This is a genomic window from Priestia sp. YIM B13491, from assembly GCF_042787605.1.
Classification (GTDB): Bacteria; Bacillota; Bacilli; order Bacillales; family Bacillaceae_H; genus Priestia; species Priestia megaterium_E.
Genome location: NZ_JBHZOR010000002.1, coordinates 936,093 through 956,412, shown reverse-complemented (window position 1 = coordinate 956,412; position 20,320 = coordinate 936,093). Strand labels below are relative to the sequence as shown.

Annotated in this window: 16 protein-coding genes; 9 read left to right on the top strand and 7 right to left on the bottom strand. The window is 39.7% G+C overall.

The genetic code is table 11. The features are described 5' to 3' along the window. Positions 1-420: 420 nt before the first annotated feature. From fabG to ACFX4E_RS10760, 6 genes are all read left to right on the top strand, one after another. Positions 421-1,161 carry a 3-oxoacyl-ACP reductase FabG gene (gene fabG / locus ACFX4E_RS10785; RefSeq protein WP_013055347.1) on the top strand — a complete coding sequence of 247 codons (741 nt, stop codon included), beginning with the start codon at positions 421-423 and terminating at the stop codon, positions 1,159-1,161. 262 nt (positions 1,162-1,423) lie between these two features. Further along, positions 1,424-4,924 carry a helicase-exonuclease AddAB subunit AddB gene (gene addB / locus ACFX4E_RS10780; protein ID WP_098433390.1) on the top strand — a complete coding sequence of 1,167 codons (3,501 nt, stop codon included), beginning with the start codon at positions 1,424-1,426 and terminating at the stop codon, positions 4,922-4,924. Continuing rightward, positions 4,917-8,654, top strand: coding sequence for a helicase-exonuclease AddAB subunit AddA (gene addA, locus ACFX4E_RS10775; RefSeq protein ID WP_377237317.1), 3,738 nt, complete (start codon positions 4,917-4,919; stop codon positions 8,652-8,654). The genes addB and addA overlap by 8 nt, the downstream gene beginning before the upstream one ends. Positions 8,655-8,707: 53 nt before the next feature. After that, entirely contained in the window at positions 8,708-9,892 is a 1,185-nt protein-coding gene (locus ACFX4E_RS10770) for an exonuclease SbcCD subunit D (RefSeq protein WP_098525536.1), read from the top strand. Beyond that, entirely contained in the window at positions 9,889-13,281 is a 3,393-nt protein-coding gene (locus ACFX4E_RS10765) for an AAA family ATPase (RefSeq protein ID WP_098248703.1), read from the top strand. Before ACFX4E_RS10770 ends, ACFX4E_RS10765 begins: the two co-directional genes overlap by 4 nt. A gap of 14 nt (positions 13,282-13,295) precedes the next feature. Further along, positions 13,296-13,601 (top strand): HNH endonuclease, encoded by a 306-nt coding sequence (locus tag ACFX4E_RS10760; protein ID WP_028407428.1) that lies wholly within the window; start codon positions 13,296-13,298, stop codon positions 13,599-13,601. A gap of 46 nt (positions 13,602-13,647) precedes the next feature. Here the strand turns inward: ACFX4E_RS10760 and ACFX4E_RS10755 are convergent, their stop codons facing one another. The 6 genes from ACFX4E_RS10755 to ACFX4E_RS10730 all read right to left on the bottom strand — a co-directional run bounded on the left by ACFX4E_RS10755 (position 13,648) and on the right by ACFX4E_RS10730 (position 15,876). Next, positions 13,648-13,866, bottom strand: coding sequence for a spore germination protein (locus ACFX4E_RS10755; protein ID WP_025749935.1), 219 nt, complete (start codon positions 13,864-13,866; stop codon positions 13,648-13,650). Positions 13,867-13,925: 59 nt separating this feature from the next. After that, positions 13,926-14,357 carry a spore germination protein GerPE gene (locus ACFX4E_RS10750; protein ID WP_028407429.1) on the bottom strand — a complete coding sequence of 144 codons (432 nt, stop codon included), beginning with the start codon at positions 14,355-14,357 and terminating at the stop codon, positions 13,926-13,928. A gap of 12 nt (positions 14,358-14,369) precedes the next feature. Further along, complete coding sequence (locus tag ACFX4E_RS10745) at positions 14,370-14,546, bottom strand: hypothetical protein (RefSeq protein ID WP_013055355.1); 177 nt, start codon at positions 14,544-14,546, stop codon at positions 14,370-14,372. Beyond that, positions 14,543-15,259 carry a spore germination protein GerPC gene (gene gerPC / locus ACFX4E_RS10740; protein WP_028407430.1) on the bottom strand — a complete coding sequence of 239 codons (717 nt, stop codon included), beginning with the start codon at positions 15,257-15,259 and terminating at the stop codon, positions 14,543-14,545. The genes ACFX4E_RS10745 and gerPC overlap by 4 nt, the downstream gene beginning before the upstream one ends. Before the next feature lie 89 nt (positions 15,260-15,348). Further along, entirely contained in the window at positions 15,349-15,624 is a 276-nt protein-coding gene (locus ACFX4E_RS10735) for a spore germination protein GerPB (protein WP_016763006.1), read from the bottom strand. 30 nt (positions 15,625-15,654) lie between these two features. Then, on the bottom strand, positions 15,655-15,876 hold the full coding sequence (locus tag ACFX4E_RS10730) for a spore germination protein (RefSeq protein ID WP_013055358.1): 222 nt from the start codon (positions 15,874-15,876) through the stop codon (positions 15,655-15,657). Between the two features lie 198 nt (positions 15,877-16,074). Here ACFX4E_RS10730 and ACFX4E_RS10725 point away from each other — a divergent pair, with 198 nt between their 5' ends. After that, positions 16,075-17,247 (top strand): DUF418 domain-containing protein, encoded by a 1,173-nt coding sequence (locus tag ACFX4E_RS10725; RefSeq protein WP_377237318.1) that lies wholly within the window; start codon positions 16,075-16,077, stop codon positions 17,245-17,247. A gap of 78 nt (positions 17,248-17,325) precedes the next feature. Then, complete coding sequence (locus ACFX4E_RS10720; RefSeq protein ID WP_013055360.1) at positions 17,326-17,673, top strand: DUF1516 family protein; 348 nt, start codon at positions 17,326-17,328, stop codon at positions 17,671-17,673. Positions 17,674-17,714: 41 nt separating this feature from the next. Here ACFX4E_RS10720 and ACFX4E_RS10715 read toward each other — a convergent pair whose 3' ends face one another. Then, positions 17,715-18,275: a DUF2777 domain-containing protein gene (locus ACFX4E_RS10715; protein WP_016763009.1), complete on the bottom strand. Its 561-nt coding sequence runs from the start codon at positions 18,273-18,275 to the stop codon at positions 17,715-17,717. A 171-nt stretch (positions 18,276-18,446) separates the two neighbouring features. Between ACFX4E_RS10715 and asnB the strand changes: the two genes are divergently transcribed. Beyond that, the gene (gene asnB / locus ACFX4E_RS10710) at positions 18,447-20,294 is read left to right on the top strand and encodes an asparagine synthase (glutamine-hydrolyzing) (RefSeq protein ID WP_025749930.1); all 1,848 of its coding nucleotides are present in this window, start codon (positions 18,447-18,449) and stop codon (positions 20,292-20,294) included. Positions 20,295-20,320 lie beyond the last annotated feature (26 nt).

Here is a 20,320-nt window from a genome sequence, read left to right as displayed (position 1 = left end):
TTATTTGTCTGTTTATTCGGTTGGCAGAACAATGCATATACAGAGTATCTGTCCAGCAATGAACAAGTTTTTTGTTTATCAATTATGAAAAATATGCTAAAATAAAAGAAAAAACTGGGAATAAATTAGACGTCTATTCCTAGTTGCACCTAAGTAATGAACCCTTTGTTTTCTAGAGATATACATGTTTTTTCTCAACATGTATTATCACCTCATGTATTTCAAAACGTTTTCTTAAAAATTATATGAATGATTTTTGAGCTTGACTACTAAGATGTAAGTAGAGGGATCATTACTAGAAAAGCACCGAATGATCATTAAGACGTGCTTGGCGTCGTTTTGAGGAGGGGAATGCGCTATTAAGATTCAAGCGACTTGCTGATTAATCGTTGTTAGTAAGCGTCTTATAGCGCGGGTGACATGAGATTAAAAGATAAAGTGGCAATTATTACGGGTGCAGCAAATGGATTAGGGTTCGAAGCTTCTCGAATATTCGCACAAGAGGGTGCAAAGGTCGCTATGGTTGACTACGATGCAAAAACGGGAGAAGAACGAGCAGCTCAGCTAAAAGAAGAAGGCGGAGATGTAGCATTTTTTCAAGTGAACGTAGCGGATCGAGACAGCGTAGATGCAATGGTAGAAGAAGTAGTGAAACGCTACTCTAAAATAGATATTTTAATTAACAATGCAGGTATCACCAGAGATGGAATGCTAACCAAATTATCAGTTGAAAATTTTCAAGCAGTAATCAACGTAAACCTTACAGGCGTTTTTCACTGTACACAAGCAGTGGTACCGCATATGATTGCTCAAGGTAAAGGGAAAATTATTAGCACATCTTCGGTATCTGGCGTATATGGAAATGTTGGTCAAACAAACTATGCGGCGACAAAGGCAGGCGTAGTAGGAATGACAAAAACATGGGCTAAAGAGCTGGGACGAAAAGGAATTAATGTAAACGCTGTAGCTCCCGGGTTTATTGAGACGGATATGGTGAAGGCGATGCCAGACAAAATCATTGATCAAATGAAATCCACGATTCCTTTACAAAGATTAGGTCAGCCTTCTGACATTGGTTATGCTTATCTGTATTTAGCATCTGATGAGTCCAACTATATTAACGGTACAACACTTCATGTAGATGGTGGAATCATGATGTAAAAGTAGAAAATAATTCGCTTTTCTAAAACTTTTCAGTGGTCTTTTGACTACTGAAAAGTTTTTTTGTTGCATCCAGCATTTCACATATCGGCAAAGTGGAATTTTGTCTGCAAGTTCAGTAAAATAATAAGGAGAGAGATAGAGAGATTTAGATGATTATCACTATAAAATTTTGACGACTGCGTCACGTGTTTACGTGGCGTTTATCCATTTTGTACTTAAACAAATGAAAATATAGAGAAAAAAATCAAGGGGTGAAAACGTGGGGCTACAGTTTTTATTAGGACGTTCAGGAAGCGGGAAAACGGAATATCTTTTAAATAGCATGCGCCAAGAGCTGTTAAATGCACCGCTTGGGCATCCACTTATTTATATTGTACCTGAACAGATGACATTTCAGTCGGAGTATGCGCTTGTTCAAACACCTGGGTTAGAAGGCATGATGCGTGCTCAAGTTTATAGTTTTACACGTCTTGCATGGCGTATCCTGCAAGAAGTTGGAGGTATTAGCCGCTATCATGTGGATCAAACAGGTATTCATATGATGCTTAAAAAAATTATCGAACATCAAAAAGAAGAGCTTCGACTGTTTGCGAATTCTTCAGAACAAGCAGGGTTTATTGAAGAACTGGAAAAAATGGTTAAAGAATTTAAACAGTACACAGTAGATGCCCCGTCTCTCGAAGAGATGAAGAAAAAGCTTCAAGCAGAAGATGAGAAAGTCCTTGCTGATAAATTACATGATTTACATCTCATTTACGGAGAATTAGAAAAACAGCTGATGACGAAATATGTAGATGGAGAAGACTATTTGAAGCTGCTGAGTGAAAAAGTAGCGTCTTCTGGCTATCTTGCTCAAGCAACGATTTATGTAGATGGATTTCATCACTATACTCCTCAAGAATTAACCGTATTAGTAGAGCTGATGAAAGTTTGTAGAGAAGTAAAAATAGCGGTGACTTCTGATTATTCATATCAAGATTTTATTCCAAATGACTTGCACTTGTTTCGATTAACGAGCGAAACGTACCGAGAAATAATGGGCCTGGCGGCTGAAAACGGGATAGAGATTCAAGAGCCAATCGTATTTAACGAACAAAAAAGGCATCAAAACAGTCCAGAGCTTGCCTATTTAGAACGATATTATGATGAACGGCCAACGCCGGAATTTCAGTCAGAGCCCGAGCACATTCAGCTGCTGCCGGCTGTTAGCCGAAGAGCAGAAGTTGAAGGGATTGCAAGAGAAGTACTTTCACTTGTGCGCGATCACGGCTATCGCTACCGTGATATTGCCTTGATTGTTAGAAATGCAGAAGATTATCATGACTTGCTTCAAACCATTTTTCGAGATTATGAAATTCCGTACTTTATTGACCAAAAGCGAGCGATGTTTCACCATCCACTCGTTGAATTTGTTCGCTCAGTCTTAGAGGTGGTAAGCGGGTCATGGCGATATGAAACCATCTTTCGAGCAGTGAAAACAGATCTTTTATTTCCTTTGTCATCTGATGTGCACCAGCTTCGCGAAGAGATGGATGAATTAGAAAATTATGTACTCGCTTACGGTATTCAAGGATCTAAGTGGACGAGCAAGGAACCATTTACCTACAGAAAATATCGTTCACTTGAAGACATGAACCTTGGAAAAACGGACGAAGAGCTTGCTTTTGAGCAAAAAATAAATGAATTAAAAAATATGATTGTTCCTCCTATTTATTCGCTTCAGCAAAAATTAAAACAAGGGAAAATAGGAAAAGAAAAAGCAGAAGCGCTCTATCGTTTTTTAACGAATTTAGATATTCCACAAAAGATAGAAGCGCTGCGCAATCGATGTGAAGAAGAAGGAAAGCTTCAAGAAGCAAGAGAGCACGAGCAGGTATGGAAAGCAATTCTTCACTTATTTGATCAGTTTGTTGAAATGATGGGAGAAGAGAAAGTATCGATTTCTTTGTTCGCAGATCTATTTGAGACAGGGCTTGACAGCATGCAGTTTGCACTTGTTCCGCCTGCACTGGATCAAGTGGTTGTGGCAAGTTTTGAGCGTTCGCGTTTATCCGATATCAAAGCAAGCTTTGTGTTAGGTGTAAATGACGGTGTGATTCCAGCTAAACCAAAAAGCGATGGCCTGTTATCTGAGAAGGAGAGAGAGCAGCTGCTTGAATCAGGTTTATTACTTGCGCCAACCGGAAGACAAAAGCTGTTTGACGAACAATTTCTCATTTATTTAGCACTTTCCAGCTCTTCGGAAAAACTTTATGTTTCGTATCCTCTTGCCAATGAGGAAGGGAAGACCCTGCTGCCTTCACTCGTTATTAATCGAGTAAAAGAGCTATTTCCGCTCCTGCAGGAGAAGCTGTTAATGACGGAACCTACAGATTTAGAAGAAGAAAAGCAGGTTGATTATATTACAAATCCTTTAACAAGCATCGCGCATTTAGCCAGCCAGCTGCAAGGATGGAAACGCCATTATCCAATGAGTTCCGCTTGGTGGGATGTGTATAATTTTTATGTGGAAAATTCAGATTGGAACTCATACAGTGGGAAAGTACTAAGCAGCTTATTTTATCAAAATGAAGCAAAACGGTTAACAAAGAAAACGAGTCAGCGTCTGTATGGAAAGCATATTCAAGCAAGCGTATCGAGAATGGAAAAATTTGAAGCCTGTCCATATGCGCATTTTGCTTCTCACGGGCTCAAGCTTAAAGAACGAAAAGTTTTCAAATTGGCGGCTCCTGACATAGGCGAGTTATTTCACGCGGCGTTGAAAATGATTTCAGACGAACTTCGCGGCGGTCAAAAAGAATGGAAGAACTTAACGAGAAAAGACTGTCAGCAGCTTTCTACGGCTGCAGTGCATGAGCTTGCTCCGCGCTTGCAAAATGAGATTTTATTGAGCTCGAATCGCCACCACTATTTAACACATAAGCTGCAGCAAATTATTGAACGTGCGTCGCTTGTGTTAAGTGAGCACGCTAAGATGAGCGGCTTTGTTCCCGTTGGATTGGAGCTTGGATTTGGACCTAGCGCAGAGCTGCCTTCTATGCAGTTCACACTGCCAAATGGCCATACGATGGAACTCGTTGGCAGAATTGACAGGGTAGATAAAGCGGAAAGCTCAAAAGGACTTTTACTGCGTATTGTCGACTATAAATCAAGCGATAAAGCATTAAACTTAGTGGAAGTGTACTACGGTTTATCTCTTCAAATTTTAGCTTATTTAGACATAGTCGTGACGTATGCTGAACAGCTTCTTCATGATAATAGAGGAGCATTGCCTGCTGGCGTTCTTTATTTCCACGTTCATAATCCAATGATCAACAGTACTAAAGCATTACAGCCTGATCAAATTGAAGCTGAAATCTTCAAGAAATTTAAAATGAAAGGACTGCTTGTAGGAGACGAGGAAGCAGTAAGGTTAATGGACGAAACGTTAGAATCAGGGCACTCACAGGTTATATCAGCGGGCATTAAAAAGACAGGGGGCTTTTATTCCAATTCTTCGGTTGCGAGCGAAGAAGATTTTACACATCTCCGTCAGTATGTGCGAGGTAAATTTGTGGAGGCAGGTACAGAGATTACAAATGGGAAAATTGATATTTCGCCTTATAAACTAAAAGATAAAACACCATGTGCGTTTTGTGAATACCGCTCAATTTGTCAGTTCGATGAATCAATGGAAAACAACGAATATCGTCAGCTTAGTACAGAGAGTCAAAGTGTTATTTTAGATAAAATTCGAGAGGAGGCCAAACGAGATGAGTGAAGATATACACATAAAACCGGCCGACTCCCAGTGGACGGATGATCAGTGGAAAGCCATTGTTTCATCCGGTCAAGATATATTAGTAGCCGCGGCGGCTGGCTCAGGAAAAACAGCGGTTTTAGTTGAACGTATTATTAAAAAGATTACGATGGGTGATGAGCCAATCGATGTTGATAGATTACTCGTTGCTACGTTCACAAATGCTTCTGCAGCCGAAATGAGAAATCGAATTGGAGAAGCATTGGAAAAAGAGTTAAAAAAGAATCCATCTTCTTTGCACTTACGCAGACAGCTTAATTTATTAAACCGTGCGTCGATTTCTACGCTCCATTCTTTTTGTTTAGAAGTCATTCGAACGTATTATTATTTGATCGATGTAGACCCTGGTTTTCGGATTGCAGATGATACGGAAGCGGATCTTCTGCGTGAAGAAGTATTAGAAGAATTGTTTGAAGAACAGTACAGTATTGAACAGAACGAACGATTCTTTGATTTAATTGATCGTTATACAAGTGACAGAAATGACTTAGATATTCAGCTTATGGTAAGAAAGCTGTATGACTTTGCAAGATCTAACCCTGACCCAAACGGCTGGCTTGAAATGATTGTGAGTCAATATGATGTGACAGAAGACTCTTCTATTGATTCACTTCCGTTTCTATCTTTTCTTTTACAAGAAGTAACAACGCAGCTGATGGGCATTGAGTCGATTTTAAAACAGGGCTTAGAGTTAACAAAGCTGCCAGGAGGGCCTGCTCCTCGCGCCGTTAATGCAGAGGAAGACCTGGCTCAAATTCATCGGCTGATCAGCGCTTCTAAGCATTCTTTTGCTGATTTGCATGAGGAAATGCAGAATTTGAATTTTACTCGTTTAAAGCCATGTAAAGGAGAAGCATACGACTCACAGCTTTTAGATGATTTCGGAGAGCTTCGCAAAAAAGCTAAAACAAGTCTTGAAAAACTTCATGCTGATTTGTTTTCTAGGCCTTTGCACGGCTACATGGCTGATTTTGAGAAAATGAAGCCCGTTATTGAAACGCTAATCTTTTTAGTTCAGCGCTTCGGTGAACGATATGAACATATGAAAAAGGAAAAAGGGTTAGTGGACTTTTCTGACTTAGAGCATTATTGCCTGCAAATCTTGAGTGTAAAAGAAGATGGAGTGCTTAAGCCTTCGTCCATTGCCCAAAAATATCGCACTCAGTTTGAAGAAGTGCTTGTTGACGAATATCAAGATACAAATATGGTTCAAGAAACACTGATTAAACTAGTGACGAGAGATAGTGAAGAACAAGGGAATTTATTTATGGTTGGAGATGTAAAACAATCCATTTACCGCTTTCGTTTAGCGGAGCCATTTTTGTTTTTAACAAAGTACAAGCGCTTTACGCAAGATGGTCGCCAGTTCGGAAAACGTATCGATTTGAATAAAAACTTCCGCAGTCGTTCCCAAGTGCTTGATGCTACAAACTTTATTTTTAATCAGCTGATGGATGAAGAAGTCGGAGAAATTGCATATGACGATGATGCTTCTTTAAAATTAGGAGCATCGTATCCAAAAGCGGAAGGAATGGACACGGAGCTTCTGCTCATTGCAAAAGAAAATGCAGAAGAAGGAGCGGAAGAAGAATCGGATTCTTCTCTCGTCGCTTTTTCAGAAGCAGAGCTTGAAACGGCTCAGTTAGAGGCAAGAGCAATGGCGCGCAAAATCAAAGAACTCGTTCAAAATCGTTTTCAAATATATGATCGCAAGCTCGATATTATGAGAAACGTGACGTATCGTGACTTTGTTATTTTGCTTCGTTCCATGCCTTGGGCTGCGCAGATTATGGATGAATTTAAGCAAGAAGGCGTGCCGATTTATGCCGATTTATCAACAGGTTATTTTGATGCTACTGAAGTGATGATTATGATGTCTTTATTAAAAGTAGTAGATAACCCGCATCAAGACATTCCGTTAGCTTCTGTTCTTCGCTCACCGGTAGTAGGGCTTTCAGATGAAGAGTTAGCTACACTGAGAGCAGAGCAAAAGAAAGGAACGTATTACGATGCGTTAAAAACGTACTTAGCGGTTTCAGATGATGAAGAACTTCGCGATAAAGTAAAGTATTTCTATGAGCAGTTAAAAGCATGGAGAACACAAGCTAGACAAAGCTCTTTGTCAGAACTGGTATGGCAAATTTACCGCGATACGGGTTTCTTTGAATTTGTTGGCGGACTTCCTGGCGGGAAACAGCGTCAAGCCAATTTACGTGCTCTTTACGATCGCGCTCGCCAGTACGAGGCAACCTCATTTAGAGGTCTGTTTCGATTTTTACGCTTTATTGAACGCATGCAGGACCGAGGGAACGATTTAGGAGCTGCTCGAGCACTGGGAGAACAAGAAGATGTGGTGCGTTTGATGACGATCCACAGCAGTAAAGGTCTTGAGTTTCCTGTTGTTTTTGTAGCTGGTCTTGCTCGTCAGTTTAACTTAATGGACTTGAATAAAGCATATTTACTCGATAAAGAACTAGGTTTTGGATCTAAATATATTGATCCAAAACTGCGTATTACGTACCCTACTCTTCTTCAGCAGACCATGAAGAAAAAAATGAAAAAAGAAAGCATGGCAGAGGAAATGCGGGTATTATACGTAGCTTTGACGCGTGCGAAAGAAAAACTTATTTTAGTTGGAACAGTAAAAGACGCACCAGAAAAGCTCAGACAATGGAGCTCCGTTATGGCACATGAAGATTGGACGCTTCCAGCTGACGTGAGAAGAGATGCAAAATGTTATTTAGACTGGATTGGACCTTCTTTAATTCGTCACCAACATGTTAGTCACATGGTTGAAGGAGCGGTCCAGCCGGCCAAGATGATTCATCAGCATGCTTCAAGCTGGAAACTTTCAACGTTATTAGCAGGTGATTTAGCCGAACAGCCTCTTGAAGAGCAGCAGCATCATGAAGAGCTTTTAAACGCTCTTCAAAAGCATGAGCCAGTTTCAGAATCGAGCGATTATAAAGACGAAGTGTATAGACGCTTAAATTGGTCTTATGATTATCGTGTAGCTTCCGTTCATCGTTCGAAGCAATCTGTTTCTGAACTAAAAAGGCAGCAGCAGCTGACGGATGCAGGTGGAAGCGACGATCTCGTTCGGGGATCTAAAGCACCTCTTGAAAATCGTCCGCTGTTTCTTCAAGAGAAATCTCTCACAGGAGCTGAAAGAGGAACAGCTACACATGCTGTTATGCAGCAGCTTCCATTAAATAAAGCTTATACCCTTGAAATGGTTCAAGACTTTATTCAATCAATGGTTACCAAAGAATTGTTGACGCAAGAACAAGCGGATGCTGTTGATGCAAATGATGTAGCAGACTTTTTAGACAGTGACATTGCACAAGGTATTCGAACGGCTCGCACGGTTTATAGAGAGATGCCTTTTAGTTTAGGTGTCTCCGCTAAAGAAATCTATGATCATTGGGAGCAGGAAGACGAAACAATTTTAGTGCAAGGTATTATTGATTGTTTGTATGAAACGGAAGAAGGCCTCGTTTTACTTGATTTTAAAACAGATAACATTTCGGATCGTTTTCAAGGGGATTTTGAACGGGCAAAACCATTTCTAATTGACAGATACCGCATTCAGTTAGAGCTTTACGCAAAGGCCATCGAGCGGATTGTAAAACAACCTGTTCAGCATCGCTATCTGTACTTTTTAGATGGTGGACATGCTGTTGAAATATAAAAAAAGAAGAAGGCGATAGTCTTCTTCTTTTTCACCAATAAGGAGAGAGTAACATGCGTTTATTACATACAGCAGATTGGCATTTGGGGCGAACGTTAGAAGGTCGAAGCCGCCTGGCTGAGCAAGCACAGTTTTTAGATGAACTGGCAGACATTGTGGAAGAAGAAAAGATAGATGCTATTCTCATGGCGGGAGATGCCTTTGATACGGTTAACCCTCCAGCAGCGGCAGAGCAGCTTTTTTACGAAAGTATGTCTAGGTTGAGCAACAATGGAAAACGTCCGATTATTGTTATTGCAGGTAATCATGACAACCCAGACCGGCTGTCGGCGGCTTCTCCATTAGCTGTTCATCAAAATATTACGCTTCTTGGTTTGCCTACTACCGATGTAGAAAGCATTCACATTCCTACATCAGATGAAGTGTTAAAGGTTGCGGCTCTTCCTTACCCATCTGAATCAAGGTTAAAGGAACTTTTAGCAGAAGAAAATGATGAGCTGGCTCTTCGAAACTCATATGATGCCAGAGTAAAAGGTATTTTTGATAAAATGAGTGAGCAGTTCACAACAGATACCGTTAATATTGCCATGAGTCATATTTACGTAGCAGGCGGAAGTTCAACGGACTCAGAACGTCCAATTGAAGTAGGAGGAGCTTATACGGTGGCGGCAACTAGTTTACCTGCTAATGCTCAATATGTAGCATTAGGACATTTGCATCGCCCGCAAATGATCAATCGCGCCAGCACCCTTGCAAGATATTCCGGTTCACCTCTTGCTTATAGTTTTTCAGAGTCAGGCTATGCAAAGTCCGTTACCATTTTAGACGCTAAGCCAGGAAAAGAGATTGAGATGACTGAAATTCCATTATCCAGCGGAAAGCCTTTGACACGTTGGAAAGCGAAAAACGGATTGGCAGAAGTATATACGTGGCTTGATGAGCAAAAAGATACGGAGGCATGGGTTGATTTAGAAGTTCACGTAGAAGATGCACTTTCACTAGAAGAAATCCATCGTCTTCGCAAGCTTCATCCAGGTTTTATTCATATCCGTCCGGTATTCAAAGCAGAAGAACTAGCACTCGAAACACGTTCACAGCGCGAAGTGCCGATCGAAGAACTGTTTACAAAGTTCTACAGCAGGCAAACCGGCGGAGGGGCACCTGATGATGAATTAGTCAAACTGTTTTTAACCTTGATTAACGATGAAGAAGTATCGGGAAAGGAGGATGAAAAATGAAACCTATTAACTTGACCGTTTCGGGGCTTCACAGTTTTAGAGAAAAACAAACTGTCGACTTTGAAGTGCTGTGTTCAGGCGGTGTGTTTGGAATATTTGGTCCTACAGGAAGCGGGAAATCCTCCATTTTGGATGCCATTACACTAGCTTTATACGGAAAAGTAGAGCGTGCAGCCAATAATACACAAGGAATTTTAAATCACGGGGAAAATGAACTGAAAGTATCGTTTACGTTCGAGCTGGAAAACGCTAGTCATAAAAAACGCTATACTGTTGAAAGAAGCTTTAAACGGACGGATGAGCTTCGTGTAAAATCAACTTCAAGTCGATTGATTGAAATCGAAGATGAAACGTACGTATTAGCAGATAAAACAAATGATGTAAACCAGCAGGTACAGGAGCTTCTTGGTTTAACAATTGATGATTTTACAAGAGCTGTTGTATTACCGCAAGGAAAATTTGCGGAGTTTTTATCGTTAAAAGGAACGGAGCGTCGTCAAATGCTTCAGCGTCTTTTTAATCTCGAGCAGTACGGAGATCAGCTTAGTAAGAAAATACGCTATCAAGTTCAGCAGCTAAAGACAGACCTAGATAAAATCACCGCAGAACAAACGGGATTAGGTGAAGCTTCAACAGAGAAAGTAACGGAAGCGGAGCAGCTTGTAAGTGATAGCATTATACTTTTGGAAAAACGAGAAAAAGAAGCGTCTGATTTGCAGGAAAGATACGATCAGCAGGCGTCTCTTTGGAAAGCGCAGCAGGAAAAAGCACTGATAGAAGAAAAACTAGTGCATGCTTCTAAGCAGGAAGAGGAGATTAGACAAAAGCAAGATGTGGTGACGAAAGCTCAGCAGGCAGAACGTCTTTTTCCCTATTTAGAAACATTTGAACAAGCTGAAAAGCAGCAGAAGCTTTACGAAGATAAAGTAGAAAAATTAAAAGCACAAATTGTTCAAAAAAGTGAGGAATATAAGCGATCGAATAGTTTATATGAGCAGGCTCGCTTACAAAAAAATGAACAGCAGCCCAAATTAGTTGTTCAAAAAGAACAGCTTCAACAAGCTTCTGATCTTCAAAAACAAATTAAAGAAGGACAGCAAGAAATAAAAGAAGCGGAAGTTTCTCTTCAGCAAAAGCAGCAGGCACTTCAAGCGAAAAATGATGAATTAATGGAAGCAGATAAGCGGTATCAGCAAGGCTTGACTCTTCAAAAAGAGTTAAAAGAAGCATTAACAAAAGTGGAAATTCAACCTGATTATCGCCAGGCTGTTCAGCAAGCATTTTATCGTTATCAAGTATGGAATAACGATAAAAAAAATCTAGATGAAGGTCAAAAAACGTATAAAGAAAAAGCCGAACAGCTTAAGCATTTGCACACACAAAAACAAACACATCAAGAGAGAGAGCAGCAAACAATAGAACAAAGTAAAGGGTTATTTTCAGATATTCAAGGCTTGTATCACACTGTATGCGAGCGGGAAAAAGAGTTTCAGCAGCTTTTTCAACAAGCAGATCGTTTAATGAGCGATCTAAAAAGACGCAAAGAAAAAGAATGGTCACGCCGTCTTGCTCATCAATTAGCTGAGCAGCTGACCCAAGGTGAGCCTTGTCCAGTTTGTGGCTCTGAGCATCACCCTAACCCCGTATTACACCAACAAGAAGATGACATCACAACTGAATCAGCGGATCAGTTCGAAGATCAAGTTAATCAGTTGCGTGAACAGCGATTTAGCTACTCGTCGCTCAAAATGCAGCTTGAACAGCTAGCTAAACCTCTTGTTGAAAAAATACCTGAGTTAGCTGAGTTTATGAACGAAGCTGGCGAAGTTCCTGCTTTAGGAGAAATGAATACAGATGCCTTTGGGCATTATGCTAAGAAAATAGAAGTTGAAATCAAATCTCTTGAGCAGGATTATTTGCAGGTAAGTGAAAAACAGCAGGCAATTCTCGGGCAGATACAAAAGGTCCAGCAAAGCCTTGAAAAGATTGAATTAGAGCTTGCTCATTATCAAAAAGAGCAAGCTGAATTAGAAGGAAAAGTAAATCGGCAAAAACAGGCGCTACAAGCAGGAAAAGAAGCTTTTCAACAAGATTATCCTTCCTTTGTATTTGAAGAGATGGAAAAAATTAATGAAAGGTTGATTGAAAGAGAAAAAGAAGAGCAGACAATAAAGGCTCGAATTGAAAAAAGCAGCGTATTTTTTGAAAATCAGCAAAAGAAAATCGAACGTCTAAAAGAAGAGAAATATGCGGGCGAAAAAGAATTTACAGAATTAAAAGCAATGCTGTCTCATAAACAATCTCTTGTTCACTCGCAAATTGAACGCTTGCGTACGCTTACAGATCAAGAAGATATTGAACAGGCGCTGCAAAAAACAGTTCTTTTACTTGCGGAGTTAGAGACGAATGAACAGCAGGCATATCAACATTGGCAGACTGTTCAAAAAGCGTATCAAACGCTGCAAATGGATGAAAAAGCAGCGAGCGAATCTCTAGAAACAGCTTATATGCAGTATAAAAAAGCAGCTGAAAAATGGGAAGAAGCTGTAGGGAATTCTTTATTCAGCGAAGGAAAAGAAGTTCAGCAAGCTTTGTTATCACATGATGAGATGAAATTGTTGGATGAAACTGTTCAGGCTTATTGGGACAACATAAAACAGATGAAGTCATCAATTGAACAGTTAAATATTCAGCTGAATCACCAGTCCATAGAAGAGCACCAATTTGAAGAAACTCAGCAGCTGCTTCATGATATAAAAGCGGCTGTGAAAGAAGCGGTTCAGCTCAAGGGAGCAGCTGAGCAAACGTTAAAAAGCGTCAAAGAACGGCATGAGCGATTTTTAGTGCTTGAACAGGACCGTGAAGAAAAACAAGCGTTATTTGAACAGTATCAAAAGCTTCAAACAGTATTTAAAGGAAATGCTTTCGTGGAATATATTGCTGAAGAACAGCTGATATCCGTTAGCCGAGATGCTTCAGAGCGTCTGGGTATATTAACACGTCAGCGCTATGCGATTGAAGTGGATTCCCAAGGCGGCTTTATTATGAGAGATGATGCAAATGGAGGCGTAAAACGTCCGGTTTCAACTTTATCCGGTGGAGAGACGTTTTTAACTTCGCTGGCTTTGGCCCTTTCATTATCTGCACAAATTCAGCTAAGAGGAGAATATCCGCTGCAGTTTTTCTTTTTAGATGAAGGATTTGGAACACTTGATGGAGAGCTTCTTGATACCGTTGTTACAGCGCTTGAAAAGCTTCAATCAAATAATTTATCAATTGGAGTCATCAGTCACGTACAAGAACTTCGTGCTCGCCTGCCAAAACGTTTGATTGTTGAGCCGTCCGAGCCTTCTGGCAAAGGAACTAGTGTAAGAGTAGAAACTTTATAGGGAAGGAAATCTATATGAACAAAAAAGACAGGCGGATAGGAACATGCGAATTATGCGGAAGGCAGGATGTCTTGACGACCGTACATCATTTAACGCCAAAGGAAATGGGCGGAGCGTTTGAACCAACGGCAAACTTATGTATTCCGTGTCATAAACAAATTCATGCATTATACACAAATGATGAATTAGCCATTCGTCTTAATACGATTTCTTTATTACAAGCTGATTCTAAAATTAGCTCTTTTATTAAATGGATTCGTAAACAGCCTTCTTCTAAATTACCTAAAACCAAGAAATCAAACAGCCGAAAATCCAAGTGAATAAAAAACCCCTTATCCGCTTTAATAGCAAAGATAAGGGGTTTTTTTAAGCATTTGCTGCTATATTTTGATCGAATAAATCTGGATCTAACGTATTTGTTCCTGAAATGCCGTTATTTGTATTAACAAAGTTACCTGTATTTAAAGAACCAGAGCCTGACGCCGTTTTGGCGGCACTTTTTGGAGAAACATAAAACGTATCTCCAAACGTTACGACACCGCCTCCGACGCTCATGATACTAACGGGTCCAATTATTGCTGGCATGAGACTCACACCCTTTTTTCATGATATTAATTTAGTATATGAGCAGCTTTTTAAAAGGTTCACTCACTGCTGCTAGCTTGTGAAGAAGCACTACTTGATGTTCCTGTTTCAGCTTCCTTTGAAGGTTCATCGTTGATCAGTTCCCGAATATGCTTAATGCGGGCTTCTGCATAAACATTGCACGTTGATCCAATATGAATAACTGATGAGAATGAGCACCCTTTTATATCAATTCTGTTAACGCGGATCAAAGGTATTTCATTCCATGTTTGAACGGGAATAGGTTCATAATCGCCATGAGGAATAGGCTCATTAAAGATAGCGTAATCATCAAAGTTTCCTTCTCGACCGTAGAAAAACGGATACTGTCTCCGATCGGCTAAAGCTTTATTAAGTAGATGAATTTCTGTTGAATCACCAATTTGGCAAAAGGAGCTCGCCGACAAGGAATTAATTTCTATATAATTAACAGAAGATGTGCGTGAAAGCATACGTAAGCTCCTTTATGATAACGATAGTGGAACATAAGGTCCGATAATCAACGATTCAGCCGGCGTATCAAATGTTGAGGATAGAGAGATGTAATTGGCATCACCAATTAAAAAAAGAGAAGAAGAAGATACGCCTGTAATACTAACGTCTCCAACAAGCAATTCGCGGTTTACAACGTTAAAGTTCATGAAGGGGGTCCACCTTTCTTTAAAGATTCAGGTAAATACGTTAAAAATGCGTCAATTCCTTTTTTCATATCTTCATAAAGTTTACCGATAATTTGAGGTTTAATTTGTTCAAAATTTCGTTCCATTTCTTCCGGCTGAACTTGCTGTATATAAAAAGTAATCCGCTGCTGCAGCTGCTTTTTAATATCTTCTAAAATAAACTCGTAGTACGATTCATCAATCATCATCGAGCGCTCATCAAGCACATGTTGAACCATAGAAAATCCATATTGATTAAGTTCAGCTAAAATCGTTTCGTGGATATCAGAGACCCACTGTTTTTCTAGCTGGCGGTTCAACGGTTTTAAGCTAGGATTTTGTGGTCCAGGACCTCCGGGTTGTCCCGGCTGCTCACCTTGAGGCGGCTGCCCCTGTGGCTGAGCTCCTTGCGAAAACGTTACTTCTGGTTTCTCATTGATAATGATATCTTCTAAATTATCAGGTGTAAGAGGGTTTAATCCAATATTTAATGTTCCATCTAAAGAATCGATTTTTAACTGTTCAAATTTATATTCAATTTTATCAATTTTAATAGGTGGCTGTTCACCTAACTCTTTTATTTTTTTCTGAAGTTCTTGTACGTTTTTTTCAAGTTGAGCAATGCGTTCTTCTTGCTGCTGAATATACGAAGACATTTGCTGAACATACTGATGTACCTGCTGAATATAGTCCATGTTATCCACCTTCAATCACCTCAATTCCCTTATCTTCTGATAAAGAAAATAGTTATATATATACATATGGCGATGAAGGTTGTAACATGTCAGTCGTTGTCTCGAACTGGGGGAGTTAACGACTGTGAGAAAGGAGCTGGGGCAGTGCCCGCACCGGTTCCGGGAGTAAAGGTAGAAGGAGAAACAGATCCAAGAATGCCTTTTTTTGTTTCAGTAGGTGCAGCGCCTGTAAACCCTCCTGTATTAAAGAGATTTGAGTTCGGTTTAATAACACCTACGCTTCCAATTTGAAGTACTGAAGAGTTACTTACGGCACTGATTTTCATACTTTGAATACAGATACTTTGATTCACGTAAAAGTTCATAAGCATCCTCCTGTATGAGCTTCATTTCTATTATAGATTTCCAGCAACATTTTGGTCATTTACATCATTGTCTGACGTATTGGTTGAGCTCTGCTGATTCACAACATATAATCCGTCGCCTGTATTAAACGAACCTGCGCCAGCAAATGTTTTAGCAGTGGAAATAGGGGCTATTGTATAAACATCTCCAATATGAAAGACGCTGGCTGAACCAACACTGTTAAGATTAACAACACCAACAATGGCAGGCATAGGCAAACACCCTTTTAATTTAGTCTAGTAACAGCATATGAAGCCTAGACAAAAAGGTGATTAATGATTTTTCTTTATCTATATGCAGGGAGGAAGCAAAACATTAAAGAGAGGAATGGAAATAGTAAACATTGAAGAAAAACTTTTGCGTTCGATATAATGTGAAAGCAATAATGAAATAATGTAAGGTGTGAAAGAATGAAACGTTTCAAAATGAACGCAGCTGATAAAGAACAGCGCATTGAGGCAGCAGATGTATTAAAAGGAATCGCGCTTATTGGTATTTTGCTCATAAACATGCCGGATTTTTATTCACCTGCTTCCTATTACGACCATAATTTGTTGGACGGTTCAAGAATGAATTATGTTGCTAATGGATTAGTTGATGTAGTTGTAGGGCAGACAGGCTACGCGCTGCTCGCTATTTTATTTGGATTTGGTTTTGTGAAAATGTTCCAGCGTACATACGAAAGGCAAGTAAGCTTTACTCCTTTTTATGTACGAAGAATCACAGCTTTGCTTCTTGTTGGTGCTATTCATGCTTTATTTATTTGGCACGGTGATATGATTGTGATGTACAGCTTCTTTGCTTTGATCATGCTATTTTTTCAAGAAGCAAAGAAAGAAGTGTTATTAGCGTGGGGAACCGGAATATTTAGCATTTATGCTGTGATTATGATTGTTATTTTAACAGTAGCGGCTTTTGTTAACGAAGGAGAGACAGCAGCGGGAATTCACCAGCCTATTATTGACCAAGCGCTTCAAGCATATGGACACGGAAGTTTTGCGTCAATCTTTCATCAGCGCTTGCTTGATTGGTACTACGCGTATAATTTAAATACGGTTCCTTTTCTGTTTTTATCGCTATTTCCACTGTTTTTATTAGGCGGTTTTATGGCAAAAAGCGAGTGGTTCGAAGAAATAGAAGAATATATAGTGGAGACAAAGTGGCTTTGTCTTATTTCATTCATCGTGTATGCATCATCATCCGTATTGCCGTATGTTTTAGATCACAATGTAGCGACATCGTATATTCACGATACAATCGGAGGAACGGCAGGAGCAATTTTTATTGTAACGTTGGTCACATTAGCTATGCGAAGTGTATCTATTCAAAAAGTCATGCAGCCATTTGCCCTTTTGGGGAGAATGATTTTAACTAATTATATTGTCCAGTCCATTGTATGCACATTTCTTTTTTACTCATATGGGTTAGGATACTACGGACATATTTCAATTGTAGAAGGTTTGGCTATTGCGGGGATTATCATTTTTATTCAACTGCTGGGAAGCCGGATATGGATGAGCCTATTTTCAGATGGACCCCTTGAAAAACTCATTCGGTATGCTACTTATGGACGCAGTCGCTAAAAATCCTTTTTCTTCCTTATATTATTGGTGAAGGAAAGGTTTTCATGATATGATATTTTCAGAAAGGACGTGAGATGAATGGCTCCACTACATATTCATGTAACGCTTTGGACATTATTAATTATCTCGTTTGTGGTTTCGTTGATTTTACATCGAGCAGGTAAAGCTAAAGGTCAAAAAATCCTACATATGGTGGCGAGACTCCTATACTTATTAGTATTAGTATCAGGTCTGCATATGTTAGCAGCTTGGTACCATTTTCAAGGCGCAGCGCTCATTAAAGGAATTGCCGGAGTGTTAGTGCTTGTGGGAATGGAAATGGTACTTGTTCGTACTGAAAAAAGAAAGCGTACAGGCGTTGCTTGGGCAGTTCTTGTAATTGCGCTTATCTTAGTATTCTATTACGGATATGTCGTACTAGGATAAGAAAAAAGCTATCTTGGATAAGATAGCTTTTTTCTTTTGCTTTAATCTAAAAAAAGATTCATTGAACGTTCTCCATCATTAACGGTATATTCAAATCGATCTAGGTGATGCGTGCCTCGTTCGAATAAATGCTGAACGGCACAAATTTTCTCCTCATTGTCATAAATGATAAAATTAGCACCTTTTGTATCACCGTCTGTCGGTAAAAAACATAATGTGTTGTGACAGTAAATACAATCATAAAGAGAGAATTTTAATGAATTTAAGTGCTGAGTGAATGATAAAAAGGTCTCTTTCGGTAGCGATTGAAGAAGCTGTTCGTATGCATAAGGTAGCTTTTTAGTCAGTCTTAGCTTATCCCCATTTCGCAATAAATAGGTTCCATCGTGAAGCTTTATTTGACGGTCATCAACCATAATGGCTTTTTCCCAGCGTGTATCAATAAGAAGTTCTAATGTATCATCCATTACTTCATGGAGCATGGAAGCTTCGTCACTTTCATCTTCAAAGAAAATCCACTGTGAATCAACACATTCAACCGTACCAATCACGAAGGAACGCGGCTGATTGTTCAGAGCTTGTTGTTTAGAATAATGAGTCATAATCAAACCTCCGTGTGAAATTTATCCATATTTTTTTATTGCCTAAAAAAGCTCTCTTTATAACTCGAAAGTGAAAATAAAATATAAGGACAATTCAACTGTAACTATTGCGTGCATACAATGGCATTATTTCATTCATAAACAAGAGCGTGAAAGAAAGGATGATAAACGATGTGTGGTATAACGGGTTGGGTCGACTTAAAGCGATCGCTTTTAAATGAAACAGCAACAATAACAAAAATGGCTGACACTTTATCGAAAAGAGGTCCTGATGACACCAACGTATGGACACAGCAGCATGTTGCTTTTGGGCACAAACGCTTAGTTGTAGTAGATCCTCAAGGCGGAAGACAGCCCATGACAAGAGAAAAAAATGAACAGCTCTATACGCTTTGCTATAATGGAGAGCTTTACAACACGGAAGATATTCGGAAAGAATTACTAAAAAGAGGTTATCAATTTCAGGGACATTCAGATACGGAAGTACTTCTAACATCTTATATAGAATGGAAAGAATCATGCGTAGATCATTTTAACGGTATCTTTGCTTTTTCAATCTGGGATGAAGCCAATGAAAAGTTATTTATAGCACGCGACAGAATGGGAGTGAAGCCCTTATTCTATCGATCTTATGAAGGTGGAATTCAATTTGCATCGGAGTTAAAAGCGATATTAGCTCATCCTGAGGTGAAAGCGGAAGTAGGATTAGATGGATTAGCAGAAGTGTTTGGCTTAGGACCTTCTCGTTCTCCCGGCCATGGAGTATTTAAAGAAATAAATGAATTGCGCCCGGCTCACGCGCTCACGCTTACTCGTAACGGGTTGAAAATTTGGCGATACTGGAACGTGAAAAGTGAGCAGCATACAGATGATTTAGGTGAAACTACAGAAAAAGTTAAATTTTTAGTGCAAGACGCGATTGTAAGACAGCTAGTGTCGGATGTCCCGGTTTGTACATTTTTATCAGGTGGAGTAGATTCAAGCGCCATTACAGCAATTGCTGCAAATGCGTTCAAAGAAAGCGGCAAGGGCTCTCTTCATACGTATTCTATCGATTATGAAGACAATGATAAATTTTTTAAAGCAAATGAGTTTCAGCCAAATTCTGATGGAACTTATATCAAGCTCATGTCGGATACGTTTCAAACAAATCATCACCGCTGCATTATTTCAACGGAGGACCTTGTGCAGCATTTAACAGAGGCTGTAGAGGTGAGAGACCTTCCTGGAATGGCTGATGTAGATTCATCGCTGCTTTGGTTTTGCCGTGAAATCAAACAAGATTTTGTCGTGAGCTTATCAGGAGAATGTGCGGATGAAATTTTTGGCGGATATCCGTGGTTTCACCGAAAACATGATTTGTCTTCGGATACCTTCCCGTGGATGCGTTCATTAGATGCTCGAATTGATTTGCTGCAAAGCTCATGGAGAAAGAAATTACAGTTAGAAGATTATGTGCGTGCAAGATATGAAGAAACATTAAAGGAAGTGCCTGAATTAGAGGGTGAATCGTTAGAAGATGCGCAGCGGAGAAAGCTGTTTTATTTAAATCAGATTTGGTTTATGACAACTTTATTAGATCGTAAAGATCGTATGAGCATGGGCGCGAGCTTAGAAGTACGCGTACCTTTTGCAGATCATCGCCTTGTGGAATATGCATGGAATATTCCGTGGGAGATGAAAATGACGGGCAATAAAGAGAAGGGGATTTTACGAAAAGCGCTTGAAGGAATTTTGCCTCATGACGTTCTTTATCGCAAGAAAAGCCCTTATCCTAAAACGCATAACCCAGCTTATACAAAAGCTGTAACTGTATGGCTTCAATCTCTTTTACAAGATAAACAGTCACCTCTTCATGAATTTTTTGATAAGCAGCAGTTAAAGCATATTATTGATACAGGCGGAGAAGGATTTAAAGCACCGTGGTTTGGTCAATTAATGACAGGACCCCAGCTGCTAGCTCATCTAGCTCAAATTCACGTCTGGTTTACTCACAATAATATTCAAATTGTGGAATGACAGGACCCTCTCAGTACAGAGGGTTT